Origin of the sequence: Mycobacterium lentiflavum, assembly GCF_022374895.2 — a bacterium.
Classification (GTDB): Bacteria; Actinomycetota; Actinomycetes; order Mycobacteriales; family Mycobacteriaceae; genus Mycobacterium; species Mycobacterium lentiflavum.
In genome coordinates this window covers 2,310,776-2,324,142 of record NZ_CP092423.2, presented here as the reverse complement: position 1 = coordinate 2,324,142, position 13,367 = coordinate 2,310,776, and the positions used below count along the sequence as shown (strand labels likewise).

16 protein-coding genes are annotated in these 13,367 nt (G+C 68.1%); 4 read left to right on the top strand and 12 right to left on the bottom strand.

Going from position 1 to position 13,367, the window contains the following annotated elements; all coding sequences use genetic code 11:
* Positions 1-57: 57 nt before the first annotated feature.
* Positions 58-396 carry a hemophore-related protein gene (locus MJO58_RS11190; RefSeq protein ID WP_090601560.1) on the top strand — a complete coding sequence of 113 codons (339 nt, stop codon included), beginning with the start codon at positions 58-60 and terminating at the stop codon, positions 394-396.
* An 8-nt stretch (positions 397-404) separates the two neighbouring features.
* Here MJO58_RS11190 and MJO58_RS11185 read toward each other — a convergent pair whose 3' ends face one another.
* From MJO58_RS11185 to MJO58_RS11155, 7 genes are all read right to left on the bottom strand, one after another.
* Positions 405-1,082, bottom strand: a complete 678-nt coding sequence (locus MJO58_RS11185) for a hypothetical protein (RefSeq protein WP_239722856.1) — start codon at positions 1,080-1,082, stop codon at positions 405-407.
* Positions 1,083-1,114: 32 nt separating this feature from the next.
* Positions 1,115-1,576 carry a PH domain-containing protein gene (locus MJO58_RS11180; protein WP_239723229.1) on the bottom strand — a complete coding sequence of 154 codons (462 nt, stop codon included), beginning with the start codon at positions 1,574-1,576 and terminating at the stop codon, positions 1,115-1,117.
* 5 nt (positions 1,577-1,581) lie between these two features.
* A complete protein-coding gene (gene ribH, locus MJO58_RS11175; RefSeq protein WP_090601558.1) occupies positions 1,582-2,061 on the bottom strand; it encodes a 6,7-dimethyl-8-ribityllumazine synthase in 480 nt (159 codons plus the stop codon).
* Positions 2,058-3,335 (bottom strand): bifunctional 3,4-dihydroxy-2-butanone-4-phosphate synthase/GTP cyclohydrolase II, encoded by a 1,278-nt coding sequence (locus tag MJO58_RS11170; protein ID WP_090601557.1) that lies wholly within the window; start codon positions 3,333-3,335, stop codon positions 2,058-2,060. Before MJO58_RS11170 ends, ribH begins: the two co-directional genes overlap by 4 nt.
* Positions 3,336-3,795: 460 nt before the next feature.
* Positions 3,796-4,158, bottom strand: coding sequence for a hypothetical protein (locus MJO58_RS11165; RefSeq protein WP_090601556.1), 363 nt, complete (start codon positions 4,156-4,158; stop codon positions 3,796-3,798).
* 292 nt (positions 4,159-4,450) lie between these two features.
* Complete coding sequence (locus tag MJO58_RS11160) at positions 4,451-4,720, bottom strand: hypothetical protein (protein ID WP_090601555.1); 270 nt, start codon at positions 4,718-4,720, stop codon at positions 4,451-4,453.
* The gene (locus MJO58_RS11155; protein ID WP_090601554.1) at positions 4,717-5,325 is read right to left on the bottom strand and encodes a riboflavin synthase; all 609 of its coding nucleotides are present in this window, start codon (positions 5,323-5,325) and stop codon (positions 4,717-4,719) included. Before MJO58_RS11155 ends, MJO58_RS11160 begins: the two co-directional genes overlap by 4 nt.
* 131 nt (positions 5,326-5,456) lie before the next feature.
* Between MJO58_RS11155 and MJO58_RS11150 the strand changes: the two genes are divergently transcribed.
* Positions 5,457-6,161 (top strand): LppX_LprAFG lipoprotein, encoded by a 705-nt coding sequence (locus MJO58_RS11150; protein WP_090608802.1) that lies wholly within the window; start codon positions 5,457-5,459, stop codon positions 6,159-6,161.
* Between the two features lie 5 nt (positions 6,162-6,166).
* Positions 6,167-7,714: an MFS transporter gene (locus MJO58_RS11145; RefSeq protein WP_239723228.1), complete on the top strand. Its 1,548-nt coding sequence runs from the start codon at positions 6,167-6,169 to the stop codon at positions 7,712-7,714.
* Here the strand turns inward: MJO58_RS11145 and ribD are convergent.
* From ribD to fmt, 4 genes are all read right to left on the bottom strand, one after another.
* Positions 7,711-8,700, bottom strand: coding sequence for a bifunctional diaminohydroxyphosphoribosylaminopyrimidine deaminase/5-amino-6-(5-phosphoribosylamino)uracil reductase RibD (ribD, locus tag MJO58_RS11140; RefSeq protein ID WP_420845419.1), 990 nt, complete (start codon positions 8,698-8,700; stop codon positions 7,711-7,713). The genes MJO58_RS11145 and ribD overlap by 4 nt on opposite strands.
* Before the next feature lie 32 nt (positions 8,701-8,732).
* The gene (gene rpe / locus MJO58_RS11135) at positions 8,733-9,440 is read right to left on the bottom strand and encodes a ribulose-phosphate 3-epimerase (RefSeq protein ID WP_239723227.1); all 708 of its coding nucleotides are present in this window, start codon (positions 9,438-9,440) and stop codon (positions 8,733-8,735) included.
* Between the two features lie 121 nt (positions 9,441-9,561).
* Complete coding sequence (locus MJO58_RS11130) at positions 9,562-10,962, bottom strand: RsmB/NOP family class I SAM-dependent RNA methyltransferase (RefSeq protein ID WP_239722855.1); 1,401 nt, start codon at positions 10,960-10,962, stop codon at positions 9,562-9,564.
* Positions 10,959-11,891 carry a methionyl-tRNA formyltransferase gene (gene fmt, locus MJO58_RS11125; protein ID WP_239722854.1) on the bottom strand — a complete coding sequence of 311 codons (933 nt, stop codon included), beginning with the start codon at positions 11,889-11,891 and terminating at the stop codon, positions 10,959-10,961. Before fmt ends, MJO58_RS11130 begins: the two co-directional genes overlap by 4 nt.
* A 152-nt stretch (positions 11,892-12,043) precedes the next feature.
* Here fmt and MJO58_RS11120 point away from each other — a divergent pair, with 152 nt between their 5' ends.
* Positions 12,044-12,874: a class I SAM-dependent methyltransferase gene (locus MJO58_RS11120; RefSeq protein WP_090601549.1), complete on the top strand. Its 831-nt coding sequence runs from the start codon at positions 12,044-12,046 to the stop codon at positions 12,872-12,874.
* Here the strand turns inward: MJO58_RS11120 and MJO58_RS11115 are convergent.
* Positions 12,869-13,351 (bottom strand): MarR family transcriptional regulator, encoded by a 483-nt coding sequence (locus tag MJO58_RS11115; RefSeq protein ID WP_090601548.1) that lies wholly within the window; start codon positions 13,349-13,351, stop codon positions 12,869-12,871. The two genes, MJO58_RS11120 and MJO58_RS11115, sit on opposite strands and share 6 nt — an antisense overlap.
* Between the last annotated feature and the right edge of the window lie 16 nt (positions 13,352-13,367).

Genomic DNA, 13,367 nt, shown 5'->3' with positions numbered 1-13,367 from the left:
GCAACCGGTTAGCTTGTGACGCTACAGTGGGTGGCAACAGCTGGAGGGAGCTTACAAATGAGCAAACGACCGTTGGCCGGGCTGGCCGTCGGGGTTGGGTGCCTGGCATTGTCGCTGAGCGCCGGGGCGGGGATCGCGTCGGCTACCCCCGACATCGGCCCAATGGTGAACACGACCTGCACGTATGACCAGGCGATGCGGGCGGTGCACGCCGAGAACCCGATGGCCGCTCAGTACCTGGACCAGTCGCCGCCAAACCAGCAATTCCTGCAGCAGTTCATGGCTTCGACGCCGGACCAGCGGGTGAACTTGCTGAAGGCGATCCAGAACAACCCGGGAGCCGACCAGGCGTTCCCGATCTTCCGGCAGATGATGATCAGCTGCAAAAACTACTGACCTCTGTATCAGGCGGGTCGGCTGTCTAGCTGCGCTCGTCGCTTCGCCGCCCAGTCGGCCATCGGAAACCCGGGTTTGGCATCGCAGGCCGACAGCAGCAGTGTGATGCGCGGGACCACGACCAGCCCGTAATCGCAGGTCCAATCCGGGCGGGCCATGGTCCATATCAGGACGCCGTCCGACGGCGTGCCGAACGAAGCCAGCCGCATCGGCCGAAAATCGCCGAGCGACGAATGGCCGATGGCTTCGCCATGGCACTTCGACACCGCGCCGAAGCCCTTCCACACCACCTCGTGGGAATTCAGCTTCTTGTCGTAGACGTCGGCGGATTCGGCATAGAGCGCCGGGCCGGTGAACTTGTATTCCGATTCGGCGTGGTCTGAGGAGCGGGGCGGCCGCAGCGGCGAACCCTTGAACAGCAGCGCCGCGGAACACTCGGGGGGCTGCACGCTGGTGAAGTAGGTATCGCCTACCGGAACCGCGCTCGCCACACCGAACGGCGTGGTGTCGCCGTCCTGCAGCAGCAAGTCGCGCGCCGGAATCCCCGCGGGCGACGGGGCGACGGACGTCGGACCGCCAGATTGTTCGGGAGCCCGGAGCGCACGGCCGCCGACCGAGGTGGTGCACGCGCACATCGCCATCGCGATCAGCAACGATGCGACGCCCCCCCGCAGTTGACGTGCCATCGGGCGATCCTACGACACGTCGCTCTCGTTGTTCAGCGCGCGCGCAGGTCAGGCCGATAGCGGGCCAGCAGCGACCGTACCGAATCCATCGCGTCCACGGCCCGGTCCTTGTCGACGGCCTGGATCGCCATTACCGGGATGTACTCGTCGTCGGGCAGGTCGATATGAGCCCAGCGGCTGCCGGCCGGAAACGACACGCCGACCAGGTCTGACCATGCAACTAGCCTGTCTCCCAACAGGTTTCGCACCGAGAGCCCCGCCGGCCCGATGCGCAACCGGGGCCGGGTGAACAAGAGTATGAGGGCGGCGATGACCAGCCCCAGCACCGCCATCGCGACCTGATCGGCGGTTTGGAAGATCACCCCGCTGGAGCCCATCTTGAGCAGCAGGCCGACGACAATGTGCGCCACCGCGACCAGAAATGCTGCGCCGTAGGCAAATAGCGGCGTCCAATGCGGACGTAGTTCGACATCCCAACCCTCGCGGGACGACAGTCGGCTCACGACCGAGCGCGCAGGTCACGCAACGTCAGCGCGGCGGTCAGCGCGGCCCCGGCCGCCTGGGCGCCCTTGTCCTCCGCCGACGTCGGCAGCCCGGCCCGGTCCAGGGCCTGCTCCTCGGTGTTGGTGGTGAGCACACCGTTGCCGACCGGGGTGGCGGCGTCCAGCGACACGCGGGTCAAACCCTGGGTTACCGCATCGCAAACGTACTCGAAATGTGGTGTGGCGCCCCGGATCACGACACCGAGGGCGATGACGGCATCGTGGTTGCGGGCCAGCTCCTGAGCCACCACCGGAAGTTCCACCGCCCCGTGCACCCGGACCACCGTCGGATTGACGACGCCCGACTCCGCAGCCACCTTACGGGCGCCCGCCAGCAGCGCGTCGCAGATGGGTCCGTGCCACGAGCTGGCTACGATACCGAGGCGAAGATCGGAGGCGTCGAGTACTTTGACTGCCGGCTCGCCGCCTCCACTCACAAAGCACCACCGAATTCGCCTGGCAGATGGACGGATTCGTGGAAGTCGTCCAGCCCGGCCAAATCGTGTCCCATCTTGTCGCGTTTGGTCATCAGGTAGCGAATGTTCTCGGCATTGGCCCGCACCGGCAGCGAGACGCGCTCGATGATGTGCAGCCCGTAGCCGTCCAGCCCAACCCGTTTGGCCGGGTTGTTGGTGAGCAGCCGCATCGACCGCACGCCGAGATCCGACAGGATCTGTGCGCCGATGCCGTAATCCCTTGCGTCGGCCGGAAATCCGAGTTTGATGTTGGCGTCCACGGTGTCTTCGCCGGCGTCCTGCAGCTGGTAGGCCTGCAGTTTGTGCATCAGGCCGATACCGCGGCCCTCGTGACCGCGCATGTAGAGCACGACGCCGCGTCCCTCTCGCGCGACCATGGCCATCGCCGCGTCTAGCTGGGGTCCGCAATCGCATCGCCGTGAGCCGAACACGTCACCGGTCAGGCACTCGGAGTGCACCCGCACCAATACGTCGTCGCCCTCGCCGTTCGGCCCGGCGATGTCACCGCGGACCAGTGCGACGTGTTCGACTTCCTCGTAAATGCTGGCGTACCCGATGGCACGGAACTCGCCGTGCCGGGTAGGGATGCGTGCCTCGGCGATTCGCTCGATGTGCTTTTCGTGCTTGCGCCGCCATTCGATGATGTCGGCGATGGTGATCAGCGCGAGATCGTGTTCGTCGGCGAACACGCGCAGCTCGTCGGTCTGGGCCATCGAGCCCTCGTCCTTCTGGCTGACGATTTCGCAGATCGCACCGGCGGGTTGCAGGCCCGCCATCCGGGCCAGGTCGACGGCGGCCTCGGTGTGGCCGGGCCGGCGCAGCACACCGCCGTCCTTGGCGCGCAACGGAACTACGTGGCCCGGGCGGGTGAAGTCTTCGGCGACGCTGGAAGGGTCGGCCAGCAACCGCATCGTGGTGGCGCGATCGGAGGCCGAAATCCCGGTGCCGACACCGTTTCTTGCATCGACGGTGACGGTGTAGGCGGTCCCGTGCTTGTCCTGGTTGAGCGCGTACATCGGCAGCAGGCCCAGCTTGTCGCAGATCGCGCCGTCCAGCGGGACGCACAGGTAGCCCGAGGTGTAGCGCACCATGAACGCCACCATCTCCGGCGTCGCCTTCTCGGCGGCGAAGATCAGGTCGCCCTCGTTCTCACGTTCCTCGTCATCGATGACGACGACGGCTTTACCGGCCGCAATGTCGGCAACCGCCCTCTCGACGGAGTCCAACCTCGTCATCTGTACTGCCTTGCTGTCGTGCCGAGCAACACGCGAAGCCCGCGCATTGCATCAAGTATGAACCACGCGCGGCACCGCGTTATTGCCCCTTCTTCGGGGCCCATCTCGATACTGACGTCGCGAATTCGCGTGACGCTCGGGGCGACCGCGCCGAACGTGCTCCCCAGTACCTGCGTGCACCGGGGTTGCGCCTTGTCAGCACCCGCTCTGAGCAGCGGCGACCGCGTACCGGTGCGCCTCGAGGACGAGGCGAGTTGTGACGATTCTTACCGGAATTGTTGAGCGCACGAAGGTCGATATGCCCGCACAGCCCGGAACGGGCGTCGACTGTGCATTCATGGTTTTCGATGCGCGCTGGCGGCGGGATGTCTCGGCTTGTCGGCGCCCCGAGTGCACACTCGACGCCGTCAATGCACACGCGGCCGGACAGCGGGCCTAACAGCGGCCTGCGCCGGAACTGCTAAACGGTGCGCCTCAGCGGCATCTGGATCACCACGCCGCCGCCGCAATCGACCGCGTAGTGGGCCAGCCACCGGCCGACCGAACCGCCGGCCTCGATGAAGTGCGTCCACTTGCTGACCGCGGCGGTGGCGGCGGGGTAGCTGGAAAACCGCCCGAGCGACACGTCGCGCCCATCGTCACCGACCAACTCGTAGCTCGTGTAGTCGCGCACCCGGTGCTCGACGATCGTCAGCGTGGTGTCGTTGACTTCTCTGCTCCACACCGCTCGCGATTGCGCTTCGGCCTTCCGGCCGGCAAGGGTCGCAACGGCTTCGAATGCGAGGTCTTCGTAGACGGCCTCGGCCAACCTTTCGACGGACATTTTTGCAGCTCCTTCGCGTGGTAAAGGCGGCCGGCCTATGCGATGAGTATGGACCTGCAAACGGCTGCGTGGGGATTTAGAACAGGCGTGTCGCCATGGTGTAGTGGGATCGTGACTATTGTTACCAAACCGTAATGTTCGACCCTGGGCGGGGCCGCGCCGGCGAATCGCCGATAACCGGCACCCGGCAAGCGAGTCGCCCCGCCCTCGATGGCTTTTCAACGGCTTTTCGACGGCCGCCCCAGTCCGCTTCGACTCGCCTAATTCGCTTGCGGCAGAGCAGTTTTGGCGGCTAACGCCAGCTGGCCGGCAGATCGATGACGTGATTGGGGCAGAAGTCCTGGGTGGCCAGCGCGATCACGTTCCGGGCGTCGCCGGCGGTCATCTGGCCGCGCAACACCATGAAGGCATATTCGGCGGGCTGATAGCCCAGATCATGCCCGGCGGGATCGTCCATCAGCGCACACGCCTGTTGTTCCTGATTTGCGTTGGCGTACGCGGTGCCACTGCCCCACACCGACGCCAGGCACAGCGCGGCGCCGATTGCGGCGACGGCCCTCATCGGTTTCGTGCCGTCATCAATCGCTCGACATATTTGGCAATCACGTCGACTTCGAGGTTCACCTCGGTGCCGACCGGGGCAGCGCCGAGGGTCGTCATTTCCCGCGTGGTGGGGATCAGCGAGACCTCGAACCAGTCGCGCGGCTGCGCGCCGAGCCCGGAAACCGTCAACGAAATCCCGTCGACGGTGATCGACCCCTTCTCCACGACATAGCGAGCGACCGCCGCGGGGATTTCGATGCGCACCACTTCCCAATGTTGCGACGGCGTGCGGGCCACCACCTGGCCGGTGCCGTCGACGTGCCCCTGCACGATGTGCCCGCCGAGCCGGCTGTTGACCGCGGCGGCGCGCTCCAGGTTGACCCGTTTGCCGACCTGCAAACCGCCGAGGTTGGACCGGTCCAACGTCTCGGCCATCACGTCGGCGGTGAATTGGCCGTCGGCGAGCAGCTCGGCGACGGTCAGACACACGCCGTTGACGGCGATCGAATCCCCGTGGCCGGCGTCGGCCGTGACGACGGGCCCGCGGATGGTCAGCCGGGCGGCGTCAGCGAGCACGTCGCGGCCGGTGACCTCGCCGAGTTCCTCGACAATTCCGGTGAACATTGCACCAGGCTAATTCGCCGCCGCTTTGCCTGGTGAGCGGCCACGGCCGACACGCGAAACGCCCTCGTCGCGGGCCCGAGCAGACCCCGCGTCCCCAAGTCCGCTCATCCCGCTCCTCTACGATGCACGGTATGCAGACACGCCGCCGTCTCACGGCCGTCCTCGCTTCCCTGACCCTCGCCACCGCCTTGATCGCGGGCTGCTCGTCGGGTTCGAAGCCCAGCGGTGGCCCGTTGCCCGACGCCACGACTCTGGTCAAGCAGTCCGCGGAAGTCACCAAGACCGTCAAGAGCGTGCACCTGGTGCTGACGACGCAGGGCAAGATTCCCGGGCTACCGATCAAGCAACTCACCGGCGACCTGACCACCGTCCCGAGCACCGCCGCGTCGGGCAATGCGCAGCTGTCGATGGCGGGCTCCGACATCGACGCCAACTTCGTCGTCTACGACTCGGTGCTGTACGCCACGCTCACCCCGAACAAGTGGAGCGACTTCGGCAAGGCCTCCGACGTCTACGACGTCTCGGTGCTGCTGAGCCCGGACAACGGCCTGGCCAACGTGCTGGCGAACTTCAGCAACGCCAAGGCCGAGGACCGCGAGACGATCAACGGTCAGACCACGATCAAGATCAGCGGAAATGTCGCCCCGGATGCGGTGAACAAAGTCATCCCCAGCATGAGCGCGAGCCAGCCGCTCCCGGCCACCGTCTGGATCCAGGAGAGCGGTGACCATCAGCTGGTCCAGGCCAACTTGCAGAAGAGCCAGGGCAATTCCGTCCAGATCACGCTGTCGGACTGGGGCAAGCCGGTCACCGTCACCAAGCCTCCGGTGAGCTGATGAGCATGCGACCGGGACGCGGAATCGCGATCAGCGCGGGCAGCCTCGCCGTACTGCTGGGCGCCCTGGACGCCTATGTCGTCGTCACGATCATGCGCGACATCATGAGCGACGTTCATATCCCGGTGAACCAGCTGCAGCGCATCACCTGGATCATCACGATGTATCTGCTCGGCTACATCGCGGCGATGCCGCTGCTGGGGCGGGCCTCCGATCGCTTCGGCCGCAAACTGGTGCTGCAGATCAGCCTGGCGCTTTTCATCGTCGGCTCGGTGATCACCGCGTTGGCGGGGCAGTGGGGCGATTTCCACCTGCTGGTCGCCGGCCGCACCGTGCAGGGCATCGCCAGCGGTGCGCTGTTGCCGGTCACGCTGGCCCTCGGCGCCGATTTGTGGGCGCAACGCAACCGGGCCAGCGTGCTGGGCGGCATCGGCGCCGCGCAGGAGCTCGGCAGCGTGCTCGGTCCGCTCTACGGGATCTTCATCGTCTGGCTGTTCCACGACTGGCGCTACGTGTTCTGGATCAACGTGCCGCTGACCTTGATCGCGATGGTGATGATCCAGTTCAGCCTGCCGGCGCACCAGCGCGCCGAGGAGCCGGAAAAGGTCGACGTCGTCGGTGGTGTGCTGCTTGCCGTCGCGCTCGGGCTGGCGGTCATCGGGCTGTACAACCCGGCGCCCGATGGCAAGACGATCCTGCCCAGCTACGGGTTGCCGCTGGTCATCGGGGCCGTTGTGGTCGGGGTGGTGTTCATCCTCTGGGAGCGCTTCTCCCGCACCCGGCTGATCGAACCCAGCGGGGTGCACTTCCGGCCGTTCCTGGCCTCGCTCGGCGCATCGGTGGCCGCCGGTGCCGCGCTGATGGTGACCCTGGTCAACGTCGAGCTGTTCGGCCAGGGCGTGCTGCAGATGTCGCAGTCACAGGCCGCGGGCCTGCTGCTGTGGTTCCTGATCGCACTGCCGATCGGGGCGGTGCTGGGCGGATTCATCGCGACCCGGATCGGCGACCGCGCGATGACCTTCATCGGGCTGCTGATCGCGGCGTACGGCTATTGGCTGATCCACTACTGGCGCATGGACGTGATGACACAGCACCACGACATCTTTGGGGTGAGCTTGCCGCTGGTCCACAGCGACCTGCTGGTGGCCGGTCTGGGACTCGGCCTGGTGATCGGACCGCTGACCTCGGCCGCGCTGCGGGTGGTGCCGTCGGCCCAGCACGGCATCGCCTCCGCGGCGGTGGTGGTGGCCCGGATGACGGGCATGCTGATCGGCGTCGCGGCGCTGAGCGCCTGGGGGCTGTACCGGTTCAACCAGATCATCGCAGGGCTGACCGCGCAGATCCCGCCCGACGCGACGCTGCTGCAACGAATCGCGGCCCAGGCCACCTTATATTTGAAGGCGTTCGCCCTGATGTACGGCGACATCTTCGCGGCCACCGTCGTCATCTGTGTGGTGGGCGCGCTGCTGGGCCTGCTGCTCGGCAGCCGCCGGGAGCACGCCGAGGAGCCGGAAGTCGCCGAGCCCGAAGCGGTCTCCCTCGGTGAGCGCTAGCCGCGCTGCGGCACCAGGCTGAGCAGCAGATCCGGGCCGATCCGGTCGGCGCCGTCGAAGCGCCACCGCAACGCCCGCGCGATGGTGGGCACCCCGACATCGCCGACGGCGGTGACGGGCCCGCCCAGCAGGACCGGGGCGACGTAGGTCAGGATCCGGTCGATCGCCTCTTCCCGCAAGAAGGCGCTCGCCAGGGTGGGACCGCCCTCCAGCAGGACATCGGTGCGGTCCGAGAGCGCCTTGAGCACCTCCAGCGGATCGTGGGTGCGAATCACCATGGTGCGCGATTCGTCGTTGAGAACCTTTGCCTCGGAATGTATTTCGCGCATGCCAACCACGACGCGCAGCGGCTGCTGGTCGGCCAGCGAGCCGTCGGGCAGCCGGGCGGTCAACGCCGGATCGTCGGCCAGGACGGTGCCGGTCCCGACGACGATCGCGTCGGCGGCGGCGCGGCGACGGTGCAGGTCCAAGCGGGCGGCCTCGCTGGAAATCCACCGGCTGGTGCCGTCGGCGGCCGCACTGCGACCGTCTAGGCTGCTGGCGTATTTCCATGTGACATGCGGCAATCCGGTCCGCTGCTTGTGCAGCCACTCGCGTAGCGGCCCGCCGGCGACCTCGTCGGCCAGCACACCGGATCTCACCTCGACGCCCGCCGCCGACAACCGGGCCGCGCCGCCCGCGGCGATCTCGTTCGGATCGGTGACGGCGTAAACGACGGTTTGCACGCCGGCTTCGATCAGCGCGTTCACGCACGGCGGCGTCTTGCCGTAGTGGTTGCAGGGCTCCAGCGTGACCACCGCGGTGCCACCGACGGCCAGGGCGCCGGCCCGGCGCAGCGCCAGCACCTCGGCGTGGTCGCCACCGGCCGGCTCGGTGCCGCCGACGCCGACAACTTGACCGCCGACATCCAGAATCACCGCTCCGACCGGAGGATTCGGATAGGTGCCGCCCTTGACCAGATACGACTGCTCGATCGCCAAACGCATGGCGGCGTCCAGGCTTTCGATAGGCTGATCACTCACAGCCGTAGATGCGGCGACGCGGCACCGGCCTGGCGTCGCAGCGCCTCGATCGCGGCCTTCGGGTCCCGCGCGCCGTAGACCGCGGACCCGGCGACAAAGCAGTCGACCCCGGCCTCGGCGGCTTGTTCGATCGTGTCGGCGTTGATGCCGCCGTCGATCTCGACCAGGATCGTCAACTCCCCCGCGTCGACCATCTTGCGCACGATGCGGACCTTGCTCAGCACCTCGGGGATGAAGCTCTGGCCGCCGAAGCCCGGCTCGACCGACATGACCAGCAGGGTGTCGAACTGCGGCAGGATTTCCAGATACGGCTCCAGCGGGGTGCCCGGCTTGACACTGATCCCGGCCTTGGCGCCCGCGGCCCGGATATCGCGAGCCACGCCGATCGGGTTGTCGGTGGCCTCGGCGTGGAAGGTGACGTTGTAGGCACCGGCCTCGGCGTAGGGCGGTGCCCACCGGTCCGGATCGTCGATCATCAAGTGGCAGTCCATCGGAATGCGCGTGGCGGCCAGCAGGCTCTCCACCACCGGCAGACCGATCGTCAGGTTGGGCACGAAGTGGCCGTCCATCACATCGACGTGCAACCAGTCGGCGCCGACCACGGCGGCCGCCTCGTCCGCGAGCCGGGCGAAATCGGCGGCCAGGATCGACGGGGCTATCAGGGGTCCTTGGGAAGGGCTAGTGCTGCCAGCCATGTGCGCCAGACTACTGAGGGTGCCGAAGGCGGCGCAGCGCGGCAGCGCGGTGGCCTGTCGTGTCGCCGGGGCGTTACCCCGCTACGCGGCGTAACGCCGCGGCGCGGTGGCCTGTCGTGTCGCCGGGGCGTTACCCCGCTACGCGGCGTAACGCCGCGGCGAACATCGCGTCGGTGCCGTGCCGGTGCGGCCACAGCTGCACCTGAGGTCCGGATGCGGTGCCCAGCTCGGCGGGCTCGAACAGCGGCCGGGTGTCCAACGCCTGCACCGGATGACGGCGCAGCGCGTCGGCCACCACGCCGGTGGTTTCGGCCAGATGCGGCGAGCAGGTCGAGTAGAGCACCACGCCGCCGGGCCGGGTCAGCGCGATCGCGGCGGCCAGCAACTCACGCTGCAGCTTGGCCAGCGCCGGCACATCGGCCGGCTGCCGGCGCCAACGGGCCTCCGGCCGGCGGCGCAGCGCGCCCAGCCCGGTGCAGGGCACGTCGACCAGCACCCGGTCGAAGCCGGGCTCGAGGCCGGTCTGGCGACCGTCGACCCGCAGCACGTCGACGTCGAGCCCGCGGGTGTTCTCGACGACGAGGTCCGCGCGACCCGACGACGGCTCGACCGCGGTGACCCGGGCGCCATGCTCGGCGGCCAGGGCGGCCAGCAGCGCGGTCTTGCCGCCGGGGCCGGCGCACAGATCGAGCCAGCGGCCGGTGTCGTCGTCGACCGGCGCCAACGTCAGCGCGCGCGCCACCAATTGACTGCCCTCGTCCTGCACCAGCGCTTGCGCGTTGCGCACCGGCGCCAGCTGCCCGGGGTCGCCACCGGGCAGGTACACCGCATACGGCGAATAGCGGCCGACGGTGCCGCCGACCGCTAGGCCCAATTCGGAGGCCAGTTCCGCCGCGGTGAGCACGCCCGGGCGCGCGGCCAGGTGCACCAGGGGCCGTTCGTCGTCGCTGGCCAGGGCGGCCTCGAGTTCACCGGCGTCGGCACCGAGTGCGTCGGCGAACGCCTGGGCGATCCAGCGCGGATGCGCGTGCACGAACGCGGCGTGGCCGACCGGATCGCGCGACGGGTCGGGGGCCAGCTCGTCCACCCAGGACTTCTCGTCCCGCCCGGAGATCGTCCGCAGTACGCCGTTGACGAAACCGGCTCGCGCCGAATCGAATTCGATACCAGCCTGTTCGACGGTGGTCGACACCGCGGCATGCGCGTCGACCCGGGTGCGCAGCAATTGGTAGGTGCCCATCCGCAGCAGGTCGAGCAGCACCGGGTTGATCGCCTCCGGCGGACGTTCGGCGGCGGCGCCGATGACCGCGTCGAGCAGACCGCGGGTGCGGCAGGTGCCGTAGGTCAGCTCGGTGGCGAACGCCGCGTCGCGTCCGGTGACGCCGCGCTCGCGCAGCAGCGCGGGCAGGGCCAGGTTCGCGTAGGCGTCGCGCTCGCTGACGGCCCGCAACACCGCAAAGGTGGCGGCCCGGGCCGGATCCAGCGGCTTGCGTCGCTTGGGCGGCCGGCGCTGATGGGGTGCTGGACTCATGAGGCCCGCGCGGCGGCGTCGAGGCGGGCGCCGCGCGCCCAGTCGACGGCGTTCATGAGTTTCTTGCCGGGCGGCTGAATCTGGCTCAGCCGCACCGGTTCCGAGCCGGTGCCGACGCGTACGTTCTTGCGGTCCACGTGAATTACGCCGGGCGGCAATGCCTCTGGAACATCCGCGTCGATCTGCACCGGCCCCAGTTTGATCCGCTGGTCGCCGATCATCGTCCAGGCCCCCGGGCTGGGCGTGACGGCACGGATCCGGCGCTCGACCACCGCGGCCGGCAGATCCCAGCGGACCCGGGCTTCCTCGACGGTGATCTTCGGCGCAATGCTGACGCCCTCGGACGGCTGCGGTTGCGGGGTCAGTGTCCCGTCGGCAATGCCGTCCAGCGTGGCCGACAGCAGGGCCGCACCCGAAATGGCAAGTCGCTCAAGCAGATCACCCGAGGTATCCGTCGGCCGAATGGTCTCGGTCACGACGCCGTACACCGGTCCGGAGTCCAGGCTGGGTTCGATCCGAAAGGTCGTCGCCCCGGTGATCGCGTCCCCCGCGGCGATCGCGGCCTGCACGGGCGCCGCACCGCGCCAGGCCGGCAGCAACGAAAAGTGCAGGTTCACCCAACCGTGCGGGGGAACGGCGAGCAGGCCGTCGCGCAACAGCGCACCGTAGGCCACCACCGGGCAGCACTGCGGGGCGAACTCCGACAGTTCGGCGACGAACTCCGGCGAATTCGGCCGCTCCGGGCGTAGCACGGGAATACCGCGGTCGAGTGCCTCGCGGGCCACCGGTGACGGCTCCGGCTTACCACGCCGCCCGGACGCGGCGTCGGGGCGGGTCAGCACCGCAACGACCTCGTGGCGGGGTGACTCGATGAGGCGACGCAGCGCGGGGAGCGCGGGTTCGGGGGTACCGGCGAAGACTAGACGCACCCCGACAGTCTAGGAACCGCGGTCCGCCGGCCGCTGGCGGACGGACCATTGCTCATGCATACTATTTCTAGCGGACATACTCACGGTGGCCGATGCCACCGACGACAACGACGTCGGGTGCGCAGCTCGTTTCCGAACACCCAGGAGGACTGATGACTCTCGACGTGACCATCCCGGAAGACCTTGCGGCCACCCATCGCGCCATGTGGGCGCTGGGCGACTATGCGTTGATGGCCGAGGAGGTGATGGCTCCCCTGGGCCCGATTCTGGTCGCTGCCACCGGCATTGGCCCCGATGTCCGGGTGCTCGACGTCGCAGCCGGCTCGGGCAATATCTCGCTGCCCGCCGCCAAAACGGGCGCTACCGTGGTGTCCACCGATCTCACACCGGAACTGCTGGCGCGATCCCAAGCGCGGGCCGCGGCGCAAGGGCTGACGCTGGACTACCGGGAAGCCAACGCGCATGCGCTGCCGTTCGGTGACGGCGAGTTCGACGTCGTGATGTCGGCGATCGGTGTGCAATTCGCGCCCAATCACCAGCTCGCGGCCGACGAACTGGTCCGGGTCTGCCGGCCCGGCGGAACGATCGGCGTAATCAGCTGGACCCCGCAAGGTTTCTTCGGCCGGATGCTGGCGACGATCAGGCCCTACCGCCCCAGTCTCTCGCCGGCGGTCGCTCCGGCGGCTCTGTGGGGACGCGAAACCTATGTCGCCGGATTGCTCGGCGACCGGATCCGTCGTGTCGCAGCGGTGCGGGGCATGCTGGAGGTCAACCGATTCGACTGTGCCACAGCCGTTCACGAGTACTTCAAGAATCACTACGGCCCGACGATCGAGGCCTACACCAACATCGGCGGCAATCGGGTGCTGGCGGCCGAGCTGGACGCGCAACTGATCGAGTTGGCCGAGGAATATCTGGCCGACGACACCATGCGATGGGAATACCTACTCTTCACCGCCGAAAAGGTTTGCGGCCCTTCATAGGTCGATGTCCAGGTTGGCGTCGGGCTCTCCGCCGGCCGCGGTGAAGGCCGTCAGGGCGCGCACCAGTCCGTGACGCTCGGCCGCCGGCATCTTCTCGACGATGGCAGCGATTTCGGCGCGCCGATGGGCGGTGACCCGACGCACCACCTCCCGGCCCCGCTTGGTCAGGGCGGCGATCAGCTCACGCCGGGACGTGGGGTGCGGCAGCCGGTCGATCAGTCCGGCCGCGACGAGCCGGTCGACCATGCGTCCGGTGGCCGACGGTTGCACCCCCAGCAGGTTGGCCAACGTGGCCAGGTTGACCGGGCCCCGGTTGGAGAGGATCACCAGGGTGCGGAACTGTGCGATGGTGATGTTCTCGTCGACCTGCGCGATCGACCGGGCCGACAGGCTGACCAGCAACCGCGACGCGGTGAGCAACGCATCGGTGATGACGTCGAGCGACTCGCTGGCTTCCATCGTGTTTTCCGTGGACATCGTGGCTCCCCTTTTC

Bases quoted from the DNA above. Each gene is read 5' to 3' on its own strand.
- MJO58_RS11190 (WP_090601560.1), top strand. From the start codon at position 58: ATGAGCAAACGACCGTTGGCCGGGCTGGCCGTCGGGGTTGGGTGCCTG.
- MJO58_RS11170 (WP_090601557.1), bottom strand. From the start codon at position 3,335: ATGACGAGGTTGGACTCCGTCGAGAGGGCGGTTGCCGACATTGCGGCC.
- MJO58_RS11120 (WP_090601549.1), top strand. From the start codon at position 12,044: ATGACTCTCGACGTGACCATCCCGGAAGACCTTGCGGCCACCCATCGC.
- MJO58_RS11130 (WP_239722855.1), bottom strand. From the start codon at position 10,962: ATGAGTCCAGCACCCCATCAGCGCCGGCCGCCCAAGCGACGCAAGCCG.
- ribD (WP_420845419.1), bottom strand. From the start codon at position 8,700: ATGCGTTTGGCGATCGAGCAGTCGTATCTGGTCAAGGGCGGCACCTAT.
- MJO58_RS11115 (WP_090601548.1), bottom strand. From the start codon at position 13,351: ATGTCCACGGAAAACACGATGGAAGCCAGCGAGTCGCTCGACGTCATC.
- MJO58_RS11155 (WP_090601554.1), bottom strand. From the start codon at position 5,325: ATGTTCACCGGAATTGTCGAGGAACTCGGCGAGGTCACCGGCCGCGAC.
- MJO58_RS11165 (WP_090601556.1), bottom strand. From the start codon at position 4,158: ATGTCCGTCGAAAGGTTGGCCGAGGCCGTCTACGAAGACCTCGCATTC.
- MJO58_RS11160 (WP_090601555.1), bottom strand. From the start codon at position 4,720: ATGAGGGCCGTCGCCGCAATCGGCGCCGCGCTGTGCCTGGCGTCGGTG.
- MJO58_RS11150 (WP_090608802.1), top strand. From the start codon at position 5,457: ATGCAGACACGCCGCCGTCTCACGGCCGTCCTCGCTTCCCTGACCCTC.
- MJO58_RS11185 (WP_239722856.1), bottom strand. From the start codon at position 1,082: ATGGCACGTCAACTGCGGGGGGGCGTCGCATCGTTGCTGATCGCGATG.
- MJO58_RS11145 (WP_239723228.1), top strand. From the start codon at position 6,167: ATGCGACCGGGACGCGGAATCGCGATCAGCGCGGGCAGCCTCGCCGTA.